General features: G+C 75.0%; 21 protein-coding genes and 1 tRNA gene. 10 read left to right on the top strand and 12 right to left on the bottom strand.

What is annotated here, in order from left to right; translation table 11 throughout:
- Nucleotides 1-47 precede the first annotated feature (47 nt).
- Entirely contained in the window at nucleotides 48-1,025 is a 978-nt protein-coding gene (locus AB6N23_RS02590) for a hypothetical protein (RefSeq protein ID WP_412864477.1), read from the bottom strand.
- Between the two features lie 55 nt (nucleotides 1,026-1,080).
- Nucleotides 1,081-2,727, bottom strand: a complete 1,647-nt coding sequence (locus AB6N23_RS02585; protein WP_412864475.1) for an ABC-F family ATP-binding cassette domain-containing protein — start codon at nucleotides 2,725-2,727, stop codon at nucleotides 1,081-1,083.
- Between the two features lie 114 nt (nucleotides 2,728-2,841).
- Here AB6N23_RS02585 and AB6N23_RS02580 point away from each other — a divergent pair, with 114 nt between their 5' ends.
- Together AB6N23_RS02580 and AB6N23_RS02575 are read left to right on the top strand one after the other, a co-directional pair.
- Nucleotides 2,842-3,684 (top strand): SMP-30/gluconolactonase/LRE family protein, encoded by an 843-nt coding sequence (locus AB6N23_RS02580; protein WP_412864473.1) that lies wholly within the window; start codon nucleotides 2,842-2,844, stop codon nucleotides 3,682-3,684.
- A gap of 368 nt (nucleotides 3,685-4,052) precedes the next feature.
- Nucleotides 4,053-4,253 carry a hypothetical protein gene (locus AB6N23_RS02575; protein ID WP_412864471.1) on the top strand — a complete coding sequence of 67 codons (201 nt, stop codon included), beginning with the start codon at nucleotides 4,053-4,055 and terminating at the stop codon, nucleotides 4,251-4,253.
- A 102-nt stretch (nucleotides 4,254-4,355) separates the two neighbouring features.
- On the opposite strand, the gene AB6N23_RS02570 is transcribed toward AB6N23_RS02575, so the two are convergent.
- The 4 genes from AB6N23_RS02570 to AB6N23_RS02555 form a co-directional block, all read right to left on the bottom strand.
- The gene (locus AB6N23_RS02570; protein ID WP_412864470.1) at nucleotides 4,356-5,837 is read right to left on the bottom strand and encodes an FGGY family carbohydrate kinase; all 1,482 of its coding nucleotides are present in this window, start codon (nucleotides 5,835-5,837) and stop codon (nucleotides 4,356-4,358) included.
- A gap of 128 nt (nucleotides 5,838-5,965) precedes the next feature.
- Nucleotides 5,966-6,805: a carbohydrate ABC transporter permease gene (locus tag AB6N23_RS02565; RefSeq protein ID WP_412864468.1), complete on the bottom strand. Its 840-nt coding sequence runs from the start codon at nucleotides 6,803-6,805 to the stop codon at nucleotides 5,966-5,968.
- Nucleotides 6,798-7,766 carry a carbohydrate ABC transporter permease gene (locus tag AB6N23_RS02560; protein ID WP_412864466.1) on the bottom strand — a complete coding sequence of 323 codons (969 nt, stop codon included), beginning with the start codon at nucleotides 7,764-7,766 and terminating at the stop codon, nucleotides 6,798-6,800. The genes AB6N23_RS02565 and AB6N23_RS02560 overlap by 8 nt, the downstream gene beginning before the upstream one ends.
- 4 nt (nucleotides 7,767-7,770) lie before the next feature.
- Nucleotides 7,771-9,093, bottom strand: coding sequence for an ABC transporter substrate-binding protein (locus tag AB6N23_RS02555; protein ID WP_412864464.1), 1,323 nt, complete (start codon nucleotides 9,091-9,093; stop codon nucleotides 7,771-7,773).
- A gap of 216 nt (nucleotides 9,094-9,309) precedes the next feature.
- Here AB6N23_RS02555 and AB6N23_RS02550 point away from each other — a divergent pair, with 216 nt between their 5' ends.
- The 3 genes from AB6N23_RS02550 to sigJ all read left to right on the top strand — a co-directional run bounded on the left by AB6N23_RS02550 (nucleotide 9,310) and on the right by sigJ (nucleotide 12,838).
- Nucleotides 9,310-10,971: an alpha/beta hydrolase gene (locus AB6N23_RS02550; RefSeq protein WP_412864462.1), complete on the top strand. Its 1,662-nt coding sequence runs from the start codon at nucleotides 9,310-9,312 to the stop codon at nucleotides 10,969-10,971.
- 150 nt (nucleotides 10,972-11,121) lie between these two features.
- Nucleotides 11,122-11,889, top strand: a complete 768-nt coding sequence (locus AB6N23_RS02545) for a DUF1345 domain-containing protein (RefSeq protein WP_412864460.1) — start codon at nucleotides 11,122-11,124, stop codon at nucleotides 11,887-11,889.
- A gap of 10 nt (nucleotides 11,890-11,899) precedes the next feature.
- Nucleotides 11,900-12,838, top strand: a complete 939-nt coding sequence (gene sigJ / locus AB6N23_RS02540) for an RNA polymerase sigma factor SigJ (RefSeq protein ID WP_412864458.1) — start codon at nucleotides 11,900-11,902, stop codon at nucleotides 12,836-12,838.
- A 24-nt stretch (nucleotides 12,839-12,862) separates the two neighbouring features.
- Here the strand turns inward: sigJ and AB6N23_RS02535 are convergent, their stop codons facing one another.
- Nucleotides 12,863-13,432, bottom strand: a complete 570-nt coding sequence (locus AB6N23_RS02535; RefSeq protein ID WP_412864456.1) for a carboxymuconolactone decarboxylase family protein — start codon at nucleotides 13,430-13,432, stop codon at nucleotides 12,863-12,865.
- A gap of 87 nt (nucleotides 13,433-13,519) precedes the next feature.
- On the bottom strand, nucleotides 13,520-14,476 hold the full coding sequence (locus AB6N23_RS02530; RefSeq protein ID WP_412864454.1) for a DUF808 domain-containing protein: 957 nt from the start codon (nucleotides 14,474-14,476) through the stop codon (nucleotides 13,520-13,522).
- 326 nt (nucleotides 14,477-14,802) lie between these two features.
- On the opposite strand from AB6N23_RS02530, the gene AB6N23_RS02525 reads away from it, so the two are divergent.
- Nucleotides 14,803-16,338 carry a non-reducing end alpha-L-arabinofuranosidase family hydrolase gene (locus tag AB6N23_RS02525; RefSeq protein WP_412864452.1) on the top strand — a complete coding sequence of 512 codons (1,536 nt, stop codon included), beginning with the start codon at nucleotides 14,803-14,805 and terminating at the stop codon, nucleotides 16,336-16,338.
- Between the two features lie 81 nt (nucleotides 16,339-16,419).
- Here AB6N23_RS02525 and AB6N23_RS02520 read toward each other — a convergent pair whose 3' ends face one another.
- Nucleotides 16,420-17,421, bottom strand: coding sequence for an RDD family protein (locus AB6N23_RS02520; RefSeq protein ID WP_412864450.1), 1,002 nt, complete (start codon nucleotides 17,419-17,421; stop codon nucleotides 16,420-16,422).
- Between the two features lie 302 nt (nucleotides 17,422-17,723).
- On the opposite strand from AB6N23_RS02520, the gene AB6N23_RS02515 reads away from it, so the two are divergent.
- Nucleotides 17,724-18,767 (top strand): hypothetical protein, encoded by a 1,044-nt coding sequence (locus AB6N23_RS02515; protein ID WP_412864448.1) that lies wholly within the window; start codon nucleotides 17,724-17,726, stop codon nucleotides 18,765-18,767.
- Between the two features lie 87 nt (nucleotides 18,768-18,854).
- Here AB6N23_RS02515 and AB6N23_RS02510 read toward each other — a convergent pair whose 3' ends face one another.
- On the bottom strand, nucleotides 18,855-19,376 hold the full coding sequence (locus AB6N23_RS02510; protein ID WP_412864446.1) for a MarR family winged helix-turn-helix transcriptional regulator: 522 nt from the start codon (nucleotides 19,374-19,376) through the stop codon (nucleotides 18,855-18,857).
- A gap of 109 nt (nucleotides 19,377-19,485) precedes the next feature.
- Between AB6N23_RS02510 and AB6N23_RS02505 the strand changes: the two genes are divergently transcribed.
- A complete protein-coding gene (locus AB6N23_RS02505; protein WP_412864444.1) occupies nucleotides 19,486-20,424 on the top strand; it encodes an NADP-dependent oxidoreductase in 939 nt (312 codons plus the stop codon).
- A 51-nt stretch (nucleotides 20,425-20,475) separates the two neighbouring features.
- On the opposite strand, the gene AB6N23_RS02500 is transcribed toward AB6N23_RS02505, so the two are convergent.
- Nucleotides 20,476-22,089, bottom strand: coding sequence for a vWA domain-containing protein (locus tag AB6N23_RS02500; RefSeq protein ID WP_412864442.1), 1,614 nt, complete (start codon nucleotides 22,087-22,089; stop codon nucleotides 20,476-20,478).
- Nucleotides 22,090-22,238: 149 nt separating this feature from the next.
- Complete coding sequence (locus AB6N23_RS02495; protein WP_412864440.1) at nucleotides 22,239-22,682, bottom strand: MarR family winged helix-turn-helix transcriptional regulator; 444 nt, start codon at nucleotides 22,680-22,682, stop codon at nucleotides 22,239-22,241.
- A gap of 70 nt (nucleotides 22,683-22,752) precedes the next feature.
- Here AB6N23_RS02495 and AB6N23_RS02490 point away from each other — a divergent pair, with 70 nt between their 5' ends.
- Entirely contained in the window at nucleotides 22,753-23,697 is a 945-nt protein-coding gene (locus AB6N23_RS02490; RefSeq protein ID WP_412864438.1) for an NAD-dependent epimerase/dehydratase family protein, read from the top strand.
- A 329-nt stretch (nucleotides 23,698-24,026) separates the two neighbouring features.
- A tRNA-Lys gene (locus tag AB6N23_RS02485) sits at nucleotides 24,027-24,099 on the top strand.
- Nucleotides 24,100-24,156 lie beyond the last annotated feature (57 nt).

The following is a 24,156-nucleotide window of genomic DNA, read 5'->3' as shown; positions in this document are numbered from 1 at the left end:
GGCGCCCGATCGGCCCCGTCCGGGGCGGCGGGGTCGGGGCCGGCGGGTCAGGGGCGCCAGCGGCGGGTCAGGTCGTCGCGGAGGTCGAGGGCGGTGCGGCGCCACGTCTCCCCGCGCGTGATGACGGCGCCGACGCTCGTCCCCTCGGCGGGGACGTGCGTGACCGTGACACCGTGCTGGCGGGCGGTGCGGACGACGGCGTCCGCCGTGCCGGGCAGCGCCAGCTGCAGCAGCGCGGACGGCACGCTGACCGTCGCCTCGCCCTGCCCCCACCGCCGCGTGTAGGTGATGGAGGTGACGACGTGCTCGAGGAGGCCGACCCCGTCGGTCAGGGCGGGGTCGGTGCGGAGGGCGTCGAGGGGCGCTCCGTCGGCGCCGTCGTCCCCGGACCCGACCGGCAGCACCGCCAGGTACAGCGACATCAGCAGCTCGCTGACGCGGCGCAGCAGCCAGCCGCGTCCCGGCACGGGCGGCACGAACGTCACGAACCGCGCGAGGTCCGCCTCGAACGCCGCGGCCGACAGGCACGTCCACGCGGGCTCGGTCCGGATCTCGACGACCCGCGACCAGTCGACGTCCGTGCCGTCCAGGCCGACGCGCTCCGGCCCGACCGTCACGGCGCCGAACCGGTCGAGCAGCCCGAGCGGCGCCGTCGCGAACCGCGGCAGCAGCGGCACGAGCCGCACGAGTCCCTGCACGGACGCGTCCCACTCGCTCGCCAGCGGGTAGGACGGGCGCGGGTACGCGGCGACGACCTTGCCGGCCCAGTCGGCGAGGAGGTCGTCGGCCGCGGTCCGGGCGGTGCGTCCGGCGTCGACGTCCGTCGCGACCTCGGTGGCGACGCCCGTCGCGACGTCGGTGGCGACCGCCTCGTCGAGGGCGTCCTCGAGGGCCGTGTGCAGCGCGTCGGGCGCCGGGCCGCCGTCGGCGTCGAGGACGCGCGCGAGTTCGCGGGCGGCCGGGGACGCGTCGGGCGCTGCGGCGGGCGGGGTGGGGACGGTCGTCGTCGCGTCGTCGGGGACCACGCGCGCATCCTGCCAGGACGACCCGCCGGCTCCGCCCCGGCGTCGGCCGGGCGCGTCAGTCCGGCGCGACCTCGGTGACGCGCCCGTCCTCCACGTGCCAGCGCCGCGTCAGCCGCACGGTGTCGAGCATCCGCCGGTCGTGCGTGACGAGCAGGACGGTGCCGTCGAACGACTCCAGCGCCTGCTCGAGCTGCTCGATGGCGGGCAGGTCGAGGTGGTTCGTCGGCTCGTCGAGCACGAGCAGGTTCACGCCGCGCGCCTGCAGCAGCGCCAGCGCCGCCCGGGTCCGCTCGCCGGGCGACAGCGACGACGCCGGCCGTCCCACCTGGTGCCCGGCGAGCCCGAACTTCGCGAGGAGCGTGCGCACGTCGGCGGTCGTCCAGTCCGGCACCTGCCGCGCGAACGCCTCGCCGACGGGGGCGTCGCCCTCGAACGCCGCGCGCGCCTGGTCGACCTCGCCGACGAGCACGCCCGGGCCCAGCGCGGCGCTGCCCTCGTCGGGCGTCAGCCGTCCCAGCAGCAGCGCCAGCAGCGTCGACTTCCCGGCGCCGTTGGGCCCGGTGACGGCCACCCGGTCCTGCCAGTCGAGCTGGGAGTCCACCGGGCCGAGCACGAACGCGCCGCGCCGCACGACCGCCCCGCGCGCCGTCGCCACGACGGCCCCCGACCGCGGCGCCGTCGCGATGCTCATGCGCAGCTGCCACTCCTTGCGCGGCTCCTCCACGACCTCGAGCCGCTCGAGCATGCGGTCGCTCTGCCGAGCCTTCGCCGCCTGCTTCTCCGACGTCTCGCCGCGGTGGTGCCGGACGTTCTTGTCGTTGTCGGTGGCCTTGCGCCGGGCGTTGCGCACGCCCTTCTCCATCCACGCGCGCTGCGTGCGGGCCCGTGCCTGCAGGGCCTCGCGCCGCGCCGCGTACTCCTCGTACGCCTCGCGCGCCTGGCGGCGGGCCGTCGAGCGCTCCTCGAGGTAGGCGTCGTACGAGCCGCCGTACGTGGCGACGCGCTGCAGGCTGCGGTCGATCTCGACGACGGTGGTGACGGTGCGCGCCAGGAACTCGCGGTCGTGGCTGACGACGACCACCGGCGCCTGCGCCCGCGCGACGAACTCCTCCAGCCGGTCGAGGCCGTCGGCGTCGAGGTCGTTGGTCGGCTCGTCGAGCAGGTAGAGGTCGAACCGGGACAGCAGCAGCGCCGCCAGCCCGACCCGCGCGGCCTGCCCGCCCGACAGCGCCGTCATCGGCAGGTCGAGGTCCACGGCGAGCCCGAGGTCGTCCGCGACGACGCCGAGCCGCGCGTCGAGGTCCGCGCCACCCAGCGCCATCCACCGCTCGAGGGCCTGCGCGAACCGGTCGTCCGCGCCGGGGGCGCCGTCCGCGAGCGCGTGCGACGCCGCGTCCATCTCCGCCTGCGCGTCGAGCACGCCGGTGCGGCGCTCGAGGAACGCGCGCACGCTCTCGCCGTCGTGCCGCTCGACCTCCTGGACGAGGTAGCCGACCTGCGCGGTCGGCGGCGACAGCGTGACGGCGCCCGCCTCGGGGGCGCGACGCCCCGCGAGGATCCGCAGCAGCGTCGTCTTGCCGGCGCCGTTGGGACCGACGAGCCCGATCACGTCCCCCGGCGCGACGACGAGGTCGAGGCCGGCGAACAGCTGACGGTCGCCGAAGCCGGCGGCGACCCCACGGGCCTGGACGGTCGCGGTCATGGGCCCATCCTGCCGGGTGCGGGAGCACCTCCCCGACGCGCGCTCCGGGCCCGGCGTTGCGGACGCGCGCCCGGCGGGCGAGGCTCGGAACCCCACCGAGCACCGAGGAGCACCGTGCTGCGAGCCGAGCAGGTCACCGACGCCGTCGCCTACCACGGCGAGGGCCCGTGCTGGTCACCGACGTGGGGCGGCCTGCGCTGGGTCGACCTGCTGGCGGGCGACCTGCTCACGCTGCGCGACGACGGCACGGTCGACCGCCTGCACGTCGGCGAGGTCGCGGCGTTCGTCCGGCCGCGCACGCGCGGCGGGTACGTCGTGGGCCTGCAGCGCGGCATCGGGCTGGCGGACGGACCCGACGCCGTGCCGACGCCGCTGCCGGAGCTCTGGTCCGACCCCGGCGTGCGCATGAACGAGGGCGGGTGCGACCCGACCGGCGCCCTGTACGCCGGGTCCATGCCGTACGACGTCACGCCGGGCGGCGCGCACCTCTACCGGATCACGCCCGACCTCGACGTCGAGGTCGTCCTCGACGACGTCACGATCTCCAACGGCATCGACTTCTCCCCCGACGGCACGCTGGCCTACTACGACGACACGTCGACGGGACGCACCGACGTCTTCGACGTCGTCGACGGGCGCCTGACCGGCCGCCGGCCGTTCGTCTCCGGCGAGGACGAGAGCCCCGACGGGCTCACCGTCGACTCGGCCGGCAACGTGTGGGTCGCGCTGAACGGCGACGGCCGCGTGCGGTGCGTGTCGCCCGCCGGCGCGACGCTGACCGAGGTCGAGCTGCCGGTGCGGCTCGTGACGGCGTGCACGCTCGGCGGCCCGGACCTGCGCGACCTGTACGTGTCCACGTCGCGCGAGAACCTCGACGACCCGGAGCCGGAGGCCGGCGCGCTGTTCCGCGTGCGCGTCGAGGTGCCGGGCAGGCCGGTCCTCCCCTTCGCGGGCTGACACCGCCGGCCCGTCCCCGGACCGCCCCCGCCCGGCACCGCGCGGTGCGCCCGCACCGGGACCCGTCGCCCGCCGGACGCGCACGGGTGAAGCCGTCGCACCGTGACGGGCGACTCGTGGCACCGGATCCGCGACCGGCTCGTGCAGCGTTGGGGACACGGGGTGTCCGCAAGGCTTCACGGGAGCCGGTGGCGTGCGCGGGCGGCGCGTCGCCGGACCGGTCGGCGCCGCTCGGTCGCGGCGCCTGGGTGTTGTGTCCCACGTCGTCCGGCCGATCCGCGCGGAGCACTCAACCGTGCGCGGGCGCCGCCCGATGCGACGGGGACGGGAGCACCCGCCCCGCGCTGCGCACGCCTCGAAGGACCGCCATGAGCACGACCACCGCCGCCCCCACCGTCGACGTCCGGCACGCCGGCGACCGCTCCCTCGCGATCGCGCTCGGCGTCGCCCGCCCCGCGCCGGCGGCCGTCCGCGTGCCGACCGCCGCGCTGCGCGTCGTGGCCGGCCAGTCCCCGCTCGAGGCCTGGGGCTGGGCCTCCACGGACCCCACCGCGGCCCCGACCCGCTGACCGTCCGCCTGCGCCCGCCACGGGGCGTGCAGCGTTCGTCGCGCCGCGCGTGACCACCGCTGCACACCCCGCCGGCGGTGCGGGTCCCGCCGCAGCGCGGCGTCAGACGCGCAGCAGCGTGTCGTAGACCTGCGCGAACTGCGCGCGGCGCTCCGCGTAGTGGTCCGCGTGGGCGGCGCGCGGCTCGTACGTCGCGCCGGTCGCGCGGAGCGCGCGCGGCACGTCGGGGGCGAGGACGTCGAGGGCGAGCAGCGCCGTGCCGCGCTGGGTCGCGCGCTTGCGCGTCACGTGGGTCACCGGTCGCGCGAGGACGTCGGCGAGCACCTGGAGCCACGCGGGCCGGTCGTTGGAGACGCGGCCGGACGCGGCGACCTCGACGACCTGCGGTGCCGCCGGTGCCAGCTCGTCGGCGACGCGCGCGTACGTCACGGCGACGCCCTCGACGACCCCGCGGAACAGCGCGTCCGCGTCGGTGGCCGCGGTGACACCGGTCAGCACGGCGCGCGCGTCGCCGACCCAGCCGGGTGCGCGCTCACCGGTGAGGTACGGCAGCACGAGCGGGGTCGCGTCGGTGGGCGGCGCGGTGAGGACGGCGTCGGGGTCGTCGCCGAGGCGCAGCGTGGCCTGCGCCCAGCTGACCGCACGGCCGACGTCGTTGATCGCCCCGCCCAGCAGCGTGCGGCCGGTGGCGACGCGGTAGTTCCAGAGGCCGAACGGGAGCGGGTCGGCCGGTCCGTCGAGCAGGACCCGCAGGGCGCCGCTCGTGGCGGTCGACGCCGCGGCGACCGTCGGGTCGGTCGCGCCGGCGCCGGCGTTGCTCGCGTAGCCGTCGGTGATGACGGGGAACCACACCGCGTGCGCCAGCGCCGGCCAGCGCGCGGGGGCGGCCGCCGGCAGCGGCTCGGTCATGTCCCGCGGCGGCGAGAAGTGCCCGGGGTCGACGTCGGCGGCGGCGAGCAGCTCGGGGTCGAGCGCGCCGGTGCGGCGGTCGAGCAGCCCGGTCCACGCGACGGTCGACGTGCCCGCGAGCGCGACGCCGACGAGCCGGTGCAGCACGTACTCGCCCAGCGACCACCAGCCGGCCGTCGCGGCGACGACGCGCGGCTCGGCCGCGGCGAGCCAGCGCAGCCGCGGCGCGTGGTAGCTGGTGTGGATGCGGGTGCCGGTGCGCTGCTGCACGGCCGCCTCGTCGAGCTCGTCCCGCAGGGTGGCGACCGCCCCGGCGCACCGCGAGTCGGCGTACGTGAGGCACGGCGTGAGCGCCTGCCCGCCCGCGTCGACGGCGACGAGCGACGCCGCGAACGTGTCGAGCGCGACGCCGGCGACGCGCGTGCCGAGGGCCCGGTCGGCGGTCACGGCGTCGAGGACGCGCCCGATCTCGTCGACGACCTGCTCCGGGTCGATGACGGACGTGCCGTCCGGCGCGACCGTGAACGCGTGCGGCACCTTGTGCTGCAGCCCGCGCACGGGGCGCCCGGCGGCGTCGTGCACGCCGCCGCGGGTCGCCGTCGACCCGACGTCCAGCGCGACGACCAGCGGGTCGAGCGCCGCCTCGAGCGCGACGTCGTCGGAGGTCCGGTGCATCGCCACCTCATCGCCGCCGGTGCCAGGTCGTCCCGACCCTAGCGACGGGGACGCCGGGCCGCGCGCGGGCGGCCCGGCGCACCCGTCACCCGCCGGCGGCTACCCCACCGGCGCCCACCCGCGCGCGCTCACTTCACCGCGCCCGCGGTCAGCCCGGCGACGAAGTGCCGCTGCAGCAGCAGGAACCCGATGACGACGGGCACGCTGACCACGAGCGAGGCCGCCATGATCTCGTTCCAGTACACGTTGGTCTGCGTCGAGTACTGCCGGATGCCGACCGCCAGCGTGCGGTTCTCCTCCGTCGTCATGACGGACGCGAACAGCACCTCGCCCCATGCCGTCATGAACGCGTAGATGGCGACGGCGATGACGCCCGGGCGTGCGGCGGGCAGCACCACGCGCAGCAGCGCGCCGATCGGCGAGCACCCGTCGACGCGCGCCGCCTCGTCGAGCTCCTGCGGGATGTTGTCGAGGTAGCCCGACAGCATCCAGATGGAGAACGGCAGCGAGAACGTCAGGTAGGTGATGATCAGCCCGATGCGCGTCCCGACGAGCTGCACGCCCGTGCCCTGCTCGAGGTTGACGAAGATGATGAACAGCGGCAGCAGGAACAGCACGCCGGGGAACATCTGCGTCGACAGCACGGTGGTCGTGAAGACCGTCCGCCCGCGGAACCGGTACCGGGACACGGCGTACGAGGCGAAGATCGCGATGACGAGGCTCGCGATCGTCGCCGCCGACGACACGACGAGGCTGTTGAGGAAGTACCGGGCCAGGGGCACGGTCGTCCACATGTCGACGAACGGCTGCAGCGTGAGGTTCGTCGGCCACCACGAGAACGCGCCGCGCACGTCCTGCAGCGGCTTCAGCGACGTCGTCGCCATGACGTAGAGCGGCAGCAGCGTGACGACGGCGAGGACGGTGACCACGACGGCGCGGAACACCTGGAACGCGCGGGTGTCATGCACGGCGCGACCTCCGGTTCACCAGGAGCAGGTACACCCCGGTCACGAGCAGCAGGAACAGCAGCAGCAGCACCGACATCGCGGCGCCGGCGCCGAAGTTCCACGTGAGGAACGAGGCGTTGTAGATGTGGAACGAGATGAGGTCGCCCGCCGGTGGTTGCGACGTGCCGAACAGCACGTACGGGGTGTTGAAGTCGTTGAACACCCACAGGAACATGACGAGCACCAGCACGGTGTTGACCGGCCGCAGCATCGGCAGCGTGATCGAGCACCAGGACCGGAACGCGTGCGCGCCGTCCATCGCGGCCGCCTCGTAGATGTCGTCCGGCACGGACTGCAGCCCGGCGGTCAGCATGAGGAACGCGAACGGCCACAGGCGCCACACCGCCACGACGAGGATCGACACGAACGCCCGTCCGCCGATGAGCCAGAACGGCCGCTCGTCGAGCACGCCGAGGTCCTCCACGAGCAGGTGGTTGATGACGCCCGTGTCGCGCTGCAGCATGAAGTTCCACGTGACGATGCCCGCGTACACGGGCAGCGCGTACGGCACGAGGAAGAGCGTGCGGAAGAACGCCCGCCCGCGGAACCGCCGCTGCAGCGCGACGGCCGCCGCCATGCCGAGCGCCCAGGAGACGCCGACGACGATCACCGTGTACGCGCAGGTGATGAGGAACGAGCTGAGCAGCCCGCGCCCGACCGCGCCGTCGACGTCCAGCGCGACCTGGTAGTTGCGCAGCCCGACGAACGGCGCCTCGGTCCAGCTGCGGATGAAGAACCGGGTCAGCTGCGTGAAGCTCACCCAGATCCCCGTGAGCATCGGCACGAGGTGGATCAGCAGCTCGAGGAGCACCGCCGGCGCGACCAGCGCGAACGGCAGCCACCACCCGGCCCGCCGCCGGCGGCGGGGCTCCGGGCTGCGGGTCGTCGGGCGCGGCGGGGCCGGGGACGTGGTCGTCGCCATGCGCCTAGCCGACCGACGCCTGCACCTGGTCCTGGGCGGCCTGCATGGCCTCCCGGACGTCGTCGGCGGTCACGGTGCCGCCCGTCGCGACGGTCGCGAACATGCGGTTCATGGCCTGGCCGACGGTCGTCTCGAACTGGTCCTCGGCCGGCACGAGCGGCAGCGGGGCGGACCGCTCGTTGTAGATCTGCGTGAAGATCTCGGCCTGCTCGGCGTCCTCGGTGAAGACCGCCTCGGCGTCCTTGAGCACCGGCAGCGACGAGAACGGCTTGCCGAGCGTGGTCTGCACCTCCTCGCTCGTCATGTGCGCGACGAGCTGCAGCGCCTCGTCGGGGTGCTCGGTGTTGGCGAACACCGACATGTTGATGCCGGCCACGTGGCTGGCGACGTCGCTGGGCGCGTCCGCCGGCGCGGGGAACGGCACGACGCCGTACTGGTCGGGCGACATGCCGTTGGCCTCGATGGTGGCGTTCGCGTTGTTCTGGTTGAGGATCATCGCGGCCTTGCCGGTCGCGAAGTCGGCGACGGCGAGGCTCGCGTTGTCGTACTGCGCGTTGGACGGGTTGACCACGTCGTCGCTCTGCATGAGGTCGAGGTAGCGCACGATGCCGTCGACCACGCCGTCCTCCGTGAACGTCGGGTTGCCGTCGTCGTCGAACAGCTCGGCGCCGTTCTGCGTGGCGTTGATGAACGCGAAGTGGTTGTTCTCGGTGTAGCTGCCGGCGGCGAGCGCCATGCCGTACACGCCGGCGTCGGGGTCGGTGAGCGCCTGCGCGGCGGACACCATCTCCTCCCACGTCGTCGGCGGCTCCAGCCCCGCCCGCTCGAACATCGCGCGGTTGTAGTACAGCCCGTACGCCAGGCCGTACAGGGGCACGGACGTCGGGTCGGTGCCCTCGGCGCCGCCCGTCTCGAGGGCCGTCTCGACGAACTTGTCCGCGCCGCCGATCGTCTCCATCGCGGCGTCGTCGAACGGCAGGAACGCGCCCGTGGCCTGCAGCGACACCGCCCAGGTGTTGCCGATGTTGACCACGTCGGGCGCCTGCCCCGACGTCACGGCCGTCTGGATGCGCGTCTGCAGGTCGCTCCAGCCGATGACCTCCAGGTCGACCGCGATGCCGGTCTGCTCGGTGAAGTCCTCGAGCACCGGGGTGAGCACCTCGCGGTCGTCGTCGAGGCTCGTCCCCTGGTTGCTCGCCCAGTAGGTCAGCGTGACGTCGCCGCCGGACTCGCCCGACCCGCCCCCGTCACCCCCGCCGCCGGAGCACGCCGTGGCCACGAGGAGGGCCGAAACCAGGGACAGGGCTGCGAGGTTGCGACGGTTCACGGGGACTCCCTTGTCGAGTGCACTGCCTCACCGGGTCGTTCGCGGCGCCAGTATTCGCCCGGATCGCCCGAATGGGAACGAGTCGTGACGCATTTGTGACATTGGTCAAAGATGGGACGTCTCATCTGTGACTGACCGATTCGGCACGAGGGGGTTGGCACGGGCCCGCGCGGTCGGCATGGTGGACGCACCGACCGCCGACGACCGGGAGCCACCATGACCGCCGCGCGCCGGACCGGGGGGCTCGCGCTCCTGGCCGCCACCCTCCTCACGACGGCGCTCGCGCTGCCGCCCGCCGCCGCTGCGCCGGCACCGGCCGCCCCGATCCCGCCCGTCCCCGTGCTCGACTGGCAGCCGTGCGGCGAGGGGCTCGAGGGCTTCCTGTGCACGACCGCGGAGGTCCCCCGCGACCACGACCGCCCGCGCGGCGCCACGACGACGATCGCGCTGACGCTCCTGCCGGCGAGCGGCGACCCGGCGGAGCGCATCGGCACGCTGTTCACGAACCCCGGCGGGCCGGGCGGCAGCGGCGTGCAGTTCGTGCAGCAGGGAGCCCAGGCGATCTACCCGGCGGACGTCCTGGCCCGCTACGACGTGCTCGGGTTCGACCCGCGCGCCGTGGCCGGCTCCGACCCCGCGACGTGCTTCCGCACGGCCGCCGAGGAGGCCGCGTCCCCGCTGCTCGCCCAGCCGTACCCGATCACCCCGCGCGAGGAGGTGCGGCACACGCTCGAGGGCGTCGCGCTCGCCGCCCGCTGCCAGGTCACGTCGCCGGTCCGGTTCGCGACCGCGTCGACCGCGAACGTGGCGCGCGACATGGACCTGCTGCGCCAGGCGGTCGGCGACGAGCGGCTGCACTACGCGGGGTACAGCTACGGCACGTTCCTCGGCGCCACGTACGCGCGCCTGTTCCCGGACCGGGTGGGGCGGTTCCTGCTGGACGGGACCGTCGACCCGGTGGCGTGGACCGGCACCGGCACCGGGGACGCCGCACCCTCCGTGCCGCTCGGCATCCGCATCCGGCAGGGCCTCGGGACGGACGAGACGTTCCGCGAGTTCGCCCGGCTGTGCGCCGAGGCCGGGCCGGAGGCGTGCCCGCTGGCCGCGCTCGGCGACCCCGCCGCCGTCGCGTACGCGACGTTCGAGCGGCTCGCGACGCAGCCCGTCGAGGTGCCGCTGCCGGACGGCACGACGCTGCTCGTGACGCAGCAGATCGCCGTCGCCGCGACCTACCAGGCGCTGTACTCCCCGGCCGGCTGGCTCGACCTCGCGGGGCTGCTCGCGGCGCTCGCCGCCCCCTCCCCCGACCCGGCCGCCGTCGCGTCCGCCGCCACCGGCACCCGGTCCGTGCTCGGTGCGCGGCTGCGCGGCGAGGAGTACCCGTCCCCCTACGGCGGCGCGCTGGCGAGCCTGTGCGTCGACACGGCGTCGAACGGGCGCGTCGACCGGTACCCGCGGCTGATCGACGAGCACGAGGCGCAGGCGCCGTACTTCGGGCGGTACCGCGGCTGGGTGGGCCTGCCCTGCGAGGCGTGGGCCGTGCAGGACGCCGACGCCTTCACCGGCTCGTGGCAGCAGACGACGACCGCACCCGTGCTCGTCGTCGGCACCCGCTTCGACCCCGCGACGCCCTACCGGCAGACCGAGCCGTACCGCGACCTGTTCCCGGGCGGCCACCTGCTGACGCTCGAGGGGTGGGGCCACACCACGATCGGCAAGAGCGTGTGCGTCGACGAGCACATCGCGACGTACTTCGTGACGGGCGTGCCGCCCGCCGACGGCTCGGCGTGCGCACCGGACACGACGCCGTTCGCGACGGCGCCGACGGCCCGCCTCGCCCCGCGTCCCGACGTCCCGCCGGGCCTGCCGCTCTGGTGACGCCGGGCCGGCGAGGGCGCGGCAGGACCTCGCCCATCCCTCGCCGTCCCGCGCACCTCGCACCTCCCGGACGTCGCCCTCCCGGACGTCGTCCCGTCCACGCCCCGTGCGGCGCCCCGGGCACGCCCGGCGCACGGTTAGGGTCCTGGCGTGCGAGGCGGACGTGAGGAGCACCCCCGGCGGGCTGCGGGCCTGCGGGCGTGGACCCGGGGCGCGTGGCGGCGGGCCGCCGGACCCCACGGGTGGCGCGACCGCTTCCTCGCCGAGAGCGCCCGCTCGTACCTCGCCGGGGCCGTCGCGATCGTGCTGGTCCTCGGGCTGCGGGACGACGACGGACGGCCCTGGACCGTCGTCGACAGCGTGCTGGTCGTCCTCGGCGCCTACCAGCTCCTGTACGTGGCGCTGACGCTCGCCGTCTACCTGCCCGCCCCCGCGACCGCGGTGACCCGCGCGGCCGCCGCCATGCCGCGCCGCGGGCTGGTGCACCGCTGGCTGCTCGTCGCCGAGCCGGGGGCGGGGGCCGCGCTGAGCGTCGGCGCGGGGGCGATGGCCGCAGCGGTCGTCGTGCTGCCGCAGGCCGGCGACCTCCCCAGCGCGCTGCCGGCGGCGCTGCTGGTGGCGATCTGCCTCCTGCTCATCGTGACGGCGTGGGCGACGATGGTGCTCACCTACGCCGTCGACTACCTGCGCCGCGACGCGGCCGACGGCGGCATGCGGTTCCCCGGCGACGGACCGCGCGTCTTCACCGACTACCTGTACGTGGCCGTGTCCGTCGGCACGACGTTCGGCACGACGGACGTCGAGGTGACGAGCAGCGCGCTCCGCCGCACCGTCACCGGCCAGGCGCTCGCCGCCTTCGTGTTCAACGCGGTGATCGTCGCGATCTCGGTGGCGTCGATCGCCGCGCTCGCCGGGTGAGGGTGCTGCCATGACGGACGAGACGGACGCGACGCGCGGCGACGCCGTCGGCCCCGACCCGGCCGCCGAGTTCGCGGCCGAGCGGTCGCGCCTGGTCGGGCTCGCGTACCGGATGCTCGGCAGCGTGCACGACGCCGAGGACGTCGTGCAGGAGGCGTGGCTGCGGCTCGCCCGGCAGGACCGCGCCGGCATCGCGAACCTGGCCGCCTGGCTGACCACGGTCACGTCGCGGCTGTGCCTGGACCGGCTGCGGGCCGTGCGCGCGCAGCGCGAGCGGTACGTCGGGCCCTGGCTCCCCGAGCCGGTCGTCAGCACCGCGCCCGGCCCCGACGACGTGGCGGAGGTCGACGAGTCGCTGCGCCTGGCGCTGCTCGCCGTGCTCGAGCGGCTGACGCCCGAGCAGCGCGTGGCGTTCGTCCTGCACGACGCCCTCGACGTCCCGTTCGACCAGGTCGCGAGCGTGCTCGGGACGACCGGCGCGAACGCCCGGCAGCTCGCGGTCCGCGCCCGGCGGGTCGTGCAGGCGGACGCGCCCCCGCCGGCGGCACCCGTCGGCGCGCAGCGCGTCGTGGTCGAGCGGTTCCTGCGAGCCGTGCTCACGGGCGACCTGCCCGCGGTGGTCGGCGTGCTCGCACCGGGCGTCGTGCTCACCTCGGACGGCGGCGGCCGCGTCAGCGCGGCGCTGCGCCCGGTCGTGGGGGCGGACAAGGTGTCGCGGTTCCTCGTCGGCCTGCGGCGGCTCGCGCTGGACGCCGAGGTCGGCGCGTGGACGGCGCTGGTCAACGGCGAGCTCGGCGTGGTCGTGCGCGTCGTCCCGCTGCCGGGCAGCCGCGCCGAGGCCGGCCTCACGGTCGTCGTGCCGCGGGTCGGCGCGGACGGGCTCGTGCACGGCATCGAGGTCGTGCGGAACCCCGACAAGCTCGCGGCCGCCGGCGCGGCGGACGCCTGAGGCCGTCCGCCGCGCCGGCGGGCGTCACCGGGACGCGACCCCGGGCAGCGCGCAGACGTCGGCGTCGGTGAACCCCTGCGCCGGGATGCCGAGCGCGTGGTTGAGGCGCGAGCGCTGGTTCTCCAGGGCGACGAGGTGGGCGAGCTCGACCACGCCGGCGTCCCCGAGCTCGTCGCGCAGCGCCGCGACCTGGGCGTCGGTGACCTGCGGCGGCGTCGCGGTCGCCGCGTCGGCGAACGCGAGCGCGCGCTTCTCCGCGGCGGTGAACAGCGGCGACGAGGCGTAGTCGGGGACGGCGAGCAGGTCCTGCGCGCCCACGCCGCCGCGCAACGCGAGCATCGCGCCGAAGTCGATGCACCACGGGCAGCCGATGACGACGGCCACGCGGTGCTGGACGAGGTCGCGCAGCCGGTCGGGCAGGTGGTGGCGCGACCTCATCAGGATCGCCTCGCCGGCGAGCTGCGACCAGAACACGCCGCGGTGGTGCGCGGTCACCGTGCCCGGCTCCAACGTGCGGCCGAACATCCTGCGGGTGACGGCGGCGACCAGCCGCGTCGAGGTGCGCTGCCGGGCGGGCGGGGTGATGCGTGCCATGGGGTCCTCCGGGTCCTGGGCCGCCGGGTCGGCGGCCGTCGCAGGACCGACGGAGCGGGAGGGCCGGATGTGACAGGCGCGGTGGCGTCAGTGCGCCGCGTCGGTGTGCGCGTGCCCCCGCCGCTTGTGGACCTGGTGGACCACCAGCGCGACGACGCCGCCGACGACGAGGCCGATCAGCGCGGACGCGAGCGTGTTGACGAGCCAGGCGAGGAACCCGCCGACGCCCTCGACGCCGTGCACGGCCTCCTCGAGGTGGTGCACGACGTCGTACAGGCCGTGCCAGCCGAGCTCGTCGACGCCGACGAGCAGGATGTGCCCGCCGACCCACAGCATCGCCGCGATGCCGACGGTCGAGAGCACCGCCATGACCTTGGGCATCGCCGTCACGAGCCCGCGCCCGAGGCCGGCGACCGCACCGCTGCGCGTCCTCGCGAGCCGCAGGCCGATGTCGTCCATCTTCACGATGAGCGCGACCACGCCGTAGACGAGCACGGTGATCGCGATCGCGACGACCACGAGGGAGACCGCGCGGGCCACGAACGCCTGGTCCGCGACCTCGTTGAGCGCGATGACCATGATCTCGGCGGACAGGATGAAGTCGGTGCGCACGGCGCCCGCGACCATCTTCTTCTCGGCCTCGGGGCCCTGCTCGACGGCCGCGACGGCGCGCTCCGCCGCCTTGTTGCCGCGCAGCGCCTCCCACACTTTCTCGGCGCCCTCGAACGCGAGGTAGGTGCCGCCGAGCATGAGGATCGGCGTGAGCAGCCACGGCAGGAACTGGCTGAGCAGCAGGGCCGCGGGGAGGATGAACAGGAGCTTGTTGCGCAGCGAGCCGCGCGCGATGGCCCAGATCATCGGCAGCTCGCGGTTCGCCGTGACGCCGTGCACGTACCGCGGGGTCACGGCGGTGTCGTCGATGACGACACCCGCGGCCTTCGCGCCCGCGCGGCCGGCGGCGGCGCCGACGTCGTCGATGGACGCCGCCGCGAGCTTCGCGAGCGCCGCGACGTCGTCGAGGAGTGCTGCGAGTCCACCGGGCATGCGCGCCGCCACCTTCGTCCGTGCCGAGGCGCCCGCCGGTCGGACGTGCGCCGAAGCACAGGGTAGGGGCCGGCGGACCGGGCCGCCGCTCCCGGCGCAGACTCGGCGCGGTACCGGACCGCGCGGCCGGCGTCGTCACACCAACGGGCGTCGAAACGCTTAATCAGGGGACGAACCGCTTGGAACGGACCTCTGGGGCGGGCAATGTTAAGGCTAACAATCCGCGACCGACGACGGTCGCGGACGGGACCTACATCGGTGCAGACCGGCGTCCCCCGCCGTCGCCCGCCGACGGTCCGTCCCCTGATGACTCGAAGGAGAGCACCATGAGACCAGCACGTGCACCCCGGGCCGCGCGGCCCGCCCGCGGACGGCGGCGCTGGGTCGCCGCGCTCGTGGCGACGGCCACGGCCGTCGCGGCGAGCGTCCTCGCGGTCGTCGCCGCGCCGGCCGCGTCCGCCGCGACCGTCGACACGAACGCGTCCTACGTGCTCGTCAACCGCGGCAGCGGCAAGGCCCTCGACGTCTACAACCTCGCGACCACCGACGGCGCCCGCATCGTCCAGTGGACGCGCAACGACGGCGCGCAGCAGCAGTGGCAGTTCGTCGACTCGGGCGACGGCTGGTACCGCCTGAAGTCGCGCCTGTCCGGCAAGGTGCTGGACGTCTACAACTGGTCGACCGCCGACGGCGCCGCGATCACGCAGTACACCGACCGCAACCAGACCAACCAGCAGTTCCGGCTGCAGGACGTCTCGGGCGGCTACGTGACGCTGATCGGGCGGCAGTCCGGCAAGGCCGTCGAGGTGCAGGGCGCCTCCACCGCGGACGGCGCGGCCGTCGTCCAGTACGCGCCGTGGGGCGGGGCGAACCAGCAGTGGCAGCTCGTGCGGGTGGGCGGCGGGAGCACCCCGAACCCGACACCCTCGCCGACCACCACGACGCCCCCGACGGGCACGTGCTCGCTCCCCTCGTCCTACCGCTGGCGCGACTCCGGCGTGCTCGCGCAGCCGCGGTCCGGCTGGGTGTCGCTCAAGGACTTCACGGTCGCGCCGTACAACGGCCAGCAGCTCGTCTACGCGACGACGAACACGGGCTCGGCGTGGCAGTCGACGGCCTTCGCGCCGTTCTCGAGCTGGTCACAGATGGCCTCGGCGCAGCAGCGGTCGATGCCGTTCACGGCCGTGGCGCCGTCGCTGTTCTGGTTCGCGCCGAAGAACGTGTGGGTGCTGGCGTACCAGTGGGGCGGCCCGGCGTTCTCCTACCGGACGTCGACCAACCCGTCCGACCCGAACAGCTGGGGCGCGCACCAGACCCTGTTCACCGGCTCGATCACGAGCTCCGGCACCGGACCGATCGACCAGGCGCTCATCGGTGACGACCGGAACATGTACCTGTTCTTCGCCGGCGACAACGGGCGGATCTACCGCGCGAGCATGCCGATCGGGAACTTCCCGGGCAGCTTCGGGTCCAGCTACACGACGATCATGACCGACACGCAGGCCAACCTGTTCGAGGCCGTGCAGGTCTACAAGCTCGCGGGCCAGCAGCGGTACCTCATGATCGTCGAGGCCATGGGCGCGCAGGGCCGGTACTTCCGGTCCTTCACGGCCACGAGCCTCGACGGGCAGTGGACGCCGCAGGCCGCGAGCGAGTCCAACCCGTTCGCGGGCAAGGCCAACAGCGGCGCCACGTGGACCAACGACATCAGCCACGGCGAGCTGCTGCGCACCAGCGCGGACCAGACCATGACGGTCGACCCGTGCAACCTGCAGCTGCTCTACCAGGGCCGCTCGCCCAGCTCGGGCGGCGACTACGGCGCGCTGCCGTACCGGCCGGGGCTGCTGACGCTGCAGCGGTGACGCGACGGGTGGGGCCGGGCGACCGGTCCCACCTCCGCCGGCCCGGCGCCGCGACCCGGTGGGTCGCGGCGCCGGCGCGTGTCAGGCGACCGGTCCGAGCGTGGCCGAGCACGAGGTGAGCGCGCGCCCGTCGAGCACGACGGCGACGTCGACGGCGCCGTCGGGAGCGCGCTCGACGCGGACGGGGGCCCAGCCGTCGCTCAGCGGGACCTCGTGGTCGACCGTGCCCCCGCCCGACGTCGTCGTGCGGACCAGGAGCGTGTCCTCGGGGTCACCGGTGCCGCCGCCCTGCCACGACACGTCGAGCGCGAGGAACGTGCGCTCCTCGCGCCGCTCGTCGCCCGCCCACGGCCACAGGCGGTGCGTCCGGTGCCACTCGGTCTCGCGCGCGAGCAGGATGCCGTCGACCCGCACCGGCGCCGCGGGGTCCTGCGGCTCGAGCACGCACGCGGCCTCGGCGTCGCGGCTCATCCCGCCCGACGACCCGACGCTCACGCCCGCCGCGATCCCGACCGTCACCAGGACGTACGCCCCGGCCGTGACGGCGAGCGCACCGCGGCGCGTCGCCGAGCCCGTGCCGCGGTCGGTCGGGCGCCGGACGACCGCGGTCGCAAGGAGGCTGTCGGCGAACGTGCGCCGCTCGCGGTGCCACAGCGGTCGCAGGTAGCCCACGAGGAGGATCGCGTCGAGCAGGTGCGCGAACCACCGCGCCACCGAGCGCAGGACGCCGGGCGGCCCGTCCGCGGGCCCGCGGCCGTCGGCGGTGCGGACGACCGCGATGCCCATGACGCGCCGGCCGGGCGTCTGCCCGGTGAGGCCCTGCAGGACGAGCATCAGCAGCCACGCCCCGACGAGCACCGCCGACGAGCTCCACGGCTCGAGGCCGGGGTCGGTCGCGCCGACCCCGGCCTCGAACATCGGCTGCAGCGTCGGCGCCGCGAACCGCTCGCCGCCGACGAACCACGCCACCGCGCCGAGCACCGCCGAGTCGAGCAGTGCGGCGACGAGACGCCGGCCCCAGCTCGCGTACTCGCGCTCGACGACCTGCGCGAGACCGGGCAGGGCGGGCAGCGTCGCGGTCATGGCGGCGATCGTCCCAGCGTCGCCCCGTGGGCACCAGGGCCGGACGGGCACGCCCGCCGACGGGTTCCCACGCGGCCCCCGGAGGAGGATCGTGGGTTCCTCATGACCGCTCACGTGAGGGGTTGCCGATGTCGGGAGCCGGACGGGCCGCACCCGCACCGCCGCCTCGGAAGCGGGCGCCCCGGGGGACGGCGACGGCCACGGCGCCGGCGCCCCCGGTCGCGCAGCCGGCACGGCCCGCGGGCCCGCCGCCGGGGACGCACGCGCAGGCACCACCCGCGGCGGACCGCGAGCGGGACGACATGCCGGCGCTCGTCGCGAGCGCCGGCCACCTGCACCGGGCACGTGAGCTGCTGCGCAGGGAGCGGCTCGCCGACTCGCGCGTCCGTGACGAGCTGCTCCAGCAGGCGGGAAGCGCCGTGCTCGCCGTCGCGAAGCACCTCGCCGACCGCTTCCGGGCCGAGCGGGACGAGGCGGACGCCGAGCGCTGGGCGCTCGTGCGCGCTGACCCCCAGGTCCGCGAGCTGGCCGCCCTGCTGCTCGACGAGGACCTCGCCGTCCTGCTCGACCACCTCGGGCACGAGCCGCCGCCGACGGCCGAGCGGCTGTCCGCCCGGCTCCAGCACGCCCTGGCCTCGGCGCTGCTCGACGAGGACGAGGTGCCCGGCACGACCATGCGTGCGCTCCGCGAGTCCCTCGACCTCTTCGTGGCGCGCCTCGAGCAGGACACCGAGGAGCTCGCGGACGCCCTCCCGCACGAGGCCCGGAGCGCACGACGTCGCCTGCGAGCGTCGATCCGTACGGGTGCGCGCGCTCTCCTCCCGCTCCTCGTCTCCGCAGCGGCGGGCGCCGTCGTCGCGGTCGTCGCCCCTCCGGCGGGTGCGGTGGCCGGTGTCGTGGCCGGGTACGCCGGGGCGGAGAAGCTCGCGACGGCGGCCTTCGACCTCGCCGGCGGGCGGCTGGCGACGACGCTCCTGGCCCCGGTGACGGGCGAGGCGGACGTGGAGCAGGTCCGGCGGGCGCGGCTGGCGGAGATCGCGCGGAACGCCCGGGCGGTGCGGGTGCTCGCGGCCGACGTCCGAGCCGGCGTCCACGACCCGGAGCTCGCCGTCGCCCTCGTCTCGTCCCTGCGGATCAGCGTGCACCTGTACCTCGCGACCGAGCCGATGACGGTGGCCGGACGCGGCGCGGTGACGATGCTCGAGCTGCTCGCGGCAGTCACCGACCCCGACGACCGGTCCGTCCGCGTCGAGCAGCTCCCGTACTACGCGGAGGTCATCAGCGGGCTCGCGGACGTCTTCGAGACGGCGGCGGCGCAGGAGCGCGGCACGGGTCGGCGCGGGTAGTCCTCGGGCGTCCGGCCGTCCGGCACCCGTAGCCGGCGAGGGTGTCGGGCCGGCGGTGCACGAGCACGGTCCCGCCCGTGGGTACACCTAGGAGGCGTCGTCCGTCCCGGCCGTCCTCCTGCGCCGCCGGGACGCGGCCGACCGCGGCGGCGTCCGGCGCATGTGGTCCCGCGCACGGCCGAGGACGTCGGCGAGCGTCTCGACGTCCGCGCGGGACAGGGCCGCGAACAGCAGGTCGTCGAGGACGGCGACGTGCCCCGGGAAGACCGCCGCGAGCACCGCCCGCCCGTCCGCGGTGATGGTGACGGTGACACTGCGCTCGTCGTCGGCGGACGGCGTCCGGGTGACGAGCCCCCGCTTCTCCAGCGTCTGCGCCTGGTAGGTCAGCCCGCTGCGGCTGTAGACGACGCCGTCGGCGAGGTCGGTCATCCGCGCGCACCCCGCCGGTGCGTCGCCGAGGGTGGCGAGGAGCTGGAACTGCACGTAGCTGAGGTCGCCGGCGTCCCGCAGCTGCTGCTCGACCGCGTGCCGCAGCAGGCTGCTCGCCTCGATGAGGGCGAAGTACGCCGCCAGCTGCGTGGGGTCCAGCGGGGGCGGCGTGCGCGTCATGGGCCCATCCTACTGTGCTTCGCATTCGAAGCACTTGCTTCCACTTCGAAGCACTGTTAACGTCTCCGTCGTTGCTTCACATTCGAAGCACTTGACCGAGGAGAGCATCATGAAGGCAGTGCGGTTCCACGAGACGGGCGGCCCCGAGGTCCTGCGGTACGAGGACGTCGCACTCCCCGTGCCCGGCCCGGGCCAGGTGCGCGTCCGGGTCGCCGGGTCGGCGTTCAACCCGGCCGACGGCGGCATGCGGGGCGGCTTCCTGCCGATCCCGGTGACGCTGCCCCACGTCCCGGGCTACGACGTGTCCGGCACGGTCGACGCGCTCGGCGACGGGGTGGACGGCCTGGCGGTGGGCCAGGACGTCGTCGGGTTCCTCCCCATGGACGCCGACGGGTCGGCGGCGCAGTACGTCGTGGCCCCGGCGGGCGCGCTCGTGCCGGCGCCGACGCGCATCCCGCTCGCCGACGCCGCGGCCCTGCCGTCGGTCGCGCTCACGGCCTGGCAGGCCCTGTTCGAGGCCGGCGGTCTGACGGCCGGCCGCCGGGTGCTCGTCAACGGCGCCGGTGGCCCCGTGGGCGGGTACGCCGTGCAGCTCGCGAAGCGCGCGGGCGCGCACGTCGTCGCGACGGCGAGCCCGCGCAGCCGGGCGGGCGTCGTGGCGGCGGGCGCGGACGAGGTCGTCGACCACACGGCGACGTCCCTGCTCGACGCGGTGTCCGAGCCCGTCGACGTGCTGCTCAACCTGGCGCCGATCAGCCCCGACGCCTTCACGGCGCTGGTCGCGCGGGTTCGCGACGGCGGCGTGGTCGTCTCCACGACGCCGAGGGTGCCGACGCCCGGCGACGACGCGCGCGGCGTGCGCGCCGTCACGGTCTTCGTCCACCCCGACGCCGCCGTCCTGACGGAGCTCGTCGCCCTCGTGGACAGCGGCGACCTGCACGTGGAGATCGCCCGGCGGGTGCCGCTGGACGAGCTGCCCGAGCTGCACCAGCAGGCCGACGCGGGCGAGGTCCACGGCAAGGTCGTGGTCGTCCCGCCCGCCGTCTGAGGCTCCCGGCCGCCGCGGCCCCCGCCGGTCGGGCGAGGGCCGCGGGCGCGGTCAGCCGGTGATCCGCACGTACGTGTCGACGAGCTCGACGAACTCCGCGCGCAGGCCGTAGTCGTCGCGTCCGAGGGCCGACTCGGCCCGACCGCGCGCGCGGTCCGGGTCGGCGTCCCCGGCGTGCTCCGAGCCGGTCGCCGACAGCCCGAACTCGACCACGGCGGACGCGAACCGGAAGTCGGCGGTCGGGTCGTCGGTCCAGGCGTCGGCCTCCACCGGGACGACGACCTCGGTGCTCTCGGACGCGCCCGGCTGCTTGTAGCGGACGTGCACGGTGAAGAAGTCGTCGGAGTCGCCGGCCTCGACGTCCTGGTACCGCAGGCCGTCGTCGCCCCGCTCGCCCTCGACGGGCACCAGCTCGTAGAACGCGGTGACCGAGTGCCCGGCGCCGACGTCACCGGCGTCCTTGGTGTCGTCGGCGAAGTCCTCGTCCTCGAGGCGGCGGTTGTCGTACCCGAGGAGCCGGTACCGCGCGACGGTCGCGGGGTTGAGCTCGACCTGGAGCTTGAGGTCCTGCGCGACGACGAACATCGTCGAGTCGAACTCGTCGACCAGCACCTTGCGCGCCTCGTCGAGCGTGTCGATGTACGCGTAGTTGCCGTTGCCGTGGTCGGCGATGGCCTCCATGGTGCGGTCCTTGAGGTTGCCCATCCCGAAGCCGAGCACGGAGATGTGGACGCCGGTCCGGGCGTGCTCCTCGATCAGCTCGGTGAGCTGCTCCGGGGACGACGGGCCGACGTTGAAGTCGCCGTCGGTGGCCAGGACGACCCGGTTGTTGCCGCCCTCGACGAAGTTCTTCGTCGCCAGCTCGTACGCGGTCTCGAGGCCCGCGGCACCGCCGGTCGAGCCGCCCGCACGCAGGTCGCGCAGGATGCCGACCAGCTCGTCGCGCCGGTCGCCCGGCACGGAGTCGGCGAGGACCTCGTCGCTGCCGGCGTAGGTGACGATCGAGACGGTGTCGTCCTCGTCGAGGTTCTCGACGAGGAGCTCGAAGGAGGCCGCCAGCAGCGGCAGCTTGTCCGGCTCGTCCATGGACCCCGACACGTCCAGCAGGAAGACGACGTTGTTGCCGCGGCTGGTCGGCCTCGCGTCCGTCGCCTGCACGCCGATCATCGCCAGCTGGTGGCCCGGCGCCCACGGCGCGTCCGCGACCTGCGTCGTGACGGTGAAGGGGTCCTGCGCGTCCGGCTCCGGCGCCGGGTAGTCGTAGTCGAAGTAGTTGACGAGCTCCTCGATGCGCACGCCCTCCGGCGCGACGCCCTGGCGCAGCTGCCGGCGCAGGTTGCTGTAGGAGGCGGTGTCGACGTCGGAGGAGAACGTCGACAGCGGGCTGGTCGACACGTCCTGGAACGGCTGCTCCGGGGAGTCGTCGTACTCCTCCTGCGTGTCGGTGGGCACGTCGCGCCACTCCTCGGGCGCGGCGCCGTCGAAGCCCATCTCCTGCGCGTACCCGGAGTCGCCGGCGCCGGACGCACTGCAGGCGCCGAGCGCGCCGCCGAGGGCGACGAGGGCGAGTGCGGCGGCGAGCGCGCGGCCCGGCAGCTGGGCGCGAGCGCGCGCACGCGCCCGTCGCGTCGGCGGGACGAGGGAACCTCTGGACGGAGCGCGCACCGGTGACCTCCCGTTGTCGAAGGCTTGCAGCGTGGCGGCGCGCGCAGGCCTGCGACCAGCACGGACGCGTCACGCAACCGTCCCGGTCGGGTAACGGGACCTCCTCGCGCCGGGTGCGAGCGTGGCCGGAGCGGCCGAGCAGGCCCCGGTCAGCCCTCCACGAGGGCCCGCAGCGTCCGGCGCAGCCGGCCGGCCGCGTCCGCGCCGACCCCCGCCAGGAACGCGCTCTCGGCCTCCCCGTACGCCACGCGCGCCGCGTCGTAGGTCCGCAGCCCCTGCTCGGTGAGCTCCACGACGTTCCTGCGCCGGTCCGTGGGGTCCGGTCGGCGGGTGACGACGCCCCTGCGCTCGAGCGCGTCCAGCAGCGTCACCATCGTGGTGCGGTCGATGCCGAGCGTCTGCGCCACCTGCAGCTGGGACGTCGGCTCCCGGTGGGCCAGGACCCGGAGCGCGCCGAAGTCCTTGCTGTCGATCCCCAGCGGCTCGAGCGCTGCGTCGGTCAGCGCCGTGAGCTTCGACGACGCGTGCTTCAGGAGGTACCCGAGGACCTCGTGCGGATCGGCGGTGGCGGCGACGGTCGGCTCCCTGGACACGGCGCCACTCTAGGCATAACCTGATCGTCAGCACTACTGATCATCACACTCACTGCGAAAGGCGTTCCTCATGATCCTCGTCACCGGCGGTCTCGGCTTCATCGGCTCCCACACCGTCCGCGCGCTCGTCGACGCCGGCGAGGAGTGCGTCCTCCTCCAGCGCCGCAGCCCGCAGGTGCCCCCGCACCTGGCGGACCTGCCCGTGCACGTCGTCCAGGCCGACGTCGCCGACCTCGACGCCCTGCTCGCCGTGGGCCGGCGGTACCCGGTCACGGGGATCGTGCACCTCGCCGTCGCCCTGCCGTGGCCGGTGACCGACGCCGACCCGATCGAGGCGACCGGCGACGCGCTGGAGGCGTTCCTCAACGTCGCCCGCGCCGCGCGGACCTGGGGCGTGCGCCGTGTCGTGACCGCCAGCTCCATCGGCGTCTACGGCCCCGGGTCCGCCGGCGCGCTGAGCGAGGACGCGCCGGTCCCCCTGCAGCACCTCCACGCCATCCCGACGTTCAAGAAGATCACCGAGCTCATCGCCGGCCACCTCTCGGACGTGACCGACGTCGACGTCGTCAACGCGCGCATCTCCGGCACCTGGGGCCCGGGTGGGCACCTGCCCGACCCGTTCTTCGCCGCACCCTCGCTCGCGCACGCCGCAGCCCGGCGCACCGAGCCCGACCTGTCCGGCCTCCTCGCACCGCCGCACGCCGAGGACGCCCTCGACCTGCTCTACGTCAAGGACACCGGTCGCGCGCTCGCGTCGCTGCAGCTCGCCGGGCAGCTGCACCACACCACGTACAACGTCGGCTCCGGCCGTGCGACGAGCAACACCGAGGTCGTCGCCGCGCTCACCTCCGTGGAGCCGGACTTCCGGTGGACGCTCCCGTCCCGCGGCGAGCACCCGGTGAGCTGGCTCGACACCACCCGCCTCCGCGAGGACACCGGGTTCGCGCCCCGGTACGACACCGCCGCGGCTGCCGCCGACTACGTCGCCTGGCTGCGCGCGGGGCACGAGCGGTGACCCCGCGGGTGGAGCACGGGGGACCCCGACCTGGCGTGACGGCTCCTGGTCCTCGAGCCATCAGGCATCCGCTCGTGCCTCCTCGCGTCCAGCCCCACCGTGGGACGAGGCAGCAGTCGTCGCGGACGCGGCCGACCTCGCCGCCGTGCGAACGTTCCGCCCGGGGGGGCGACGGGCGACGCGTCCACCGGACTCAGGGATCTCGTCGCGATCCCGCACCGCCGTGACCACGCTGTACCGTCGGTCCCGTCGGCTGCAGGTGCCCTCTCGACCGCTCGCGGACGACATCGGTGATGCCCGAGGTCCCACGGACGGGTCCCTCATCACCCGGGCCTCTAGCTCAACCGGCAGAGCAGCGGACTTTTAATCCGCGGGTTGTGGGTTCGATCCCCACGGGGCCCACCCGTACGCGCCACGGTCGGTTCGACGCCTGCGGGCCGTGCCCTTGGCGGGACGCCC

The organism is Cellulomonas pasadenensis, from assembly GCF_047229365.1.
Lineage (GTDB): Bacteria > Actinomycetota > Actinomycetes > Actinomycetales > Cellulomonadaceae > Cellulomonas.
The sequence above is the reverse complement of the archived record's forward strand: the minus strand, read 5'-3'. Positions and strand labels throughout refer to the sequence as shown.

Bases quoted from the DNA above. Each gene is read 5' to 3' on its own strand.
- sigJ (WP_412864458.1), top strand. From the start codon at position 11,900: ATGACGGACGAGACGGACGCGACGCGCGGCGACGCCGTCGGCCCCGAC.
- AB6N23_RS02560 (WP_412864466.1), bottom strand. From the start codon at position 7,766: ATGGCGACGACCACGTCCCCGGCCCCGCCGCGCCCGACGACCCGCAGC.
- AB6N23_RS02530 (WP_412864454.1), bottom strand. From the start codon at position 14,476: ATGCCCGGTGGACTCGCAGCACTCCTCGACGACGTCGCGGCGCTCGCG.
- AB6N23_RS02520 (WP_412864450.1), bottom strand. From the start codon at position 17,421: ATGACCGCGACGCTGCCCGCCCTGCCCGGTCTCGCGCAGGTCGTCGAG.
- AB6N23_RS02550 (WP_412864462.1), top strand. From the start codon at position 9,310: ATGACCGCCGCGCGCCGGACCGGGGGGCTCGCGCTCCTGGCCGCCACC.
- AB6N23_RS02505 (WP_412864444.1), top strand. From the start codon at position 19,486: ATGAAGGCAGTGCGGTTCCACGAGACGGGCGGCCCCGAGGTCCTGCGG.
- AB6N23_RS02510 (WP_412864446.1), bottom strand. From the start codon at position 19,376: ATGACGCGCACGCCGCCCCCGCTGGACCCCACGCAGCTGGCGGCGTAC.
- AB6N23_RS02585 (WP_412864475.1), bottom strand. From the start codon at position 2,727: ATGACCGCGACCGTCCAGGCCCGTGGGGTCGCCGCCGGCTTCGGCGAC.
- AB6N23_RS02570 (WP_412864470.1), bottom strand. From the start codon at position 5,837: ATGCACCGGACCTCCGACGACGTCGCGCTCGAGGCGGCGCTCGACCCG.
- AB6N23_RS02515 (WP_412864448.1), top strand. From the start codon at position 17,724: ATGCCGGCGCTCGTCGCGAGCGCCGGCCACCTGCACCGGGCACGTGAG.
- AB6N23_RS02575 (WP_412864471.1), top strand. From the start codon at position 4,053: ATGAGCACGACCACCGCCGCCCCCACCGTCGACGTCCGGCACGCCGGC.
- AB6N23_RS02490 (WP_412864438.1), top strand. From the start codon at position 22,753: ATGATCCTCGTCACCGGCGGTCTCGGCTTCATCGGCTCCCACACCGTC.
- AB6N23_RS02525 (WP_412864452.1), top strand. From the start codon at position 14,803: ATGAGACCAGCACGTGCACCCCGGGCCGCGCGGCCCGCCCGCGGACGG.
- AB6N23_RS02535 (WP_412864456.1), bottom strand. From the start codon at position 13,432: ATGGCACGCATCACCCCGCCCGCCCGGCAGCGCACCTCGACGCGGCTG.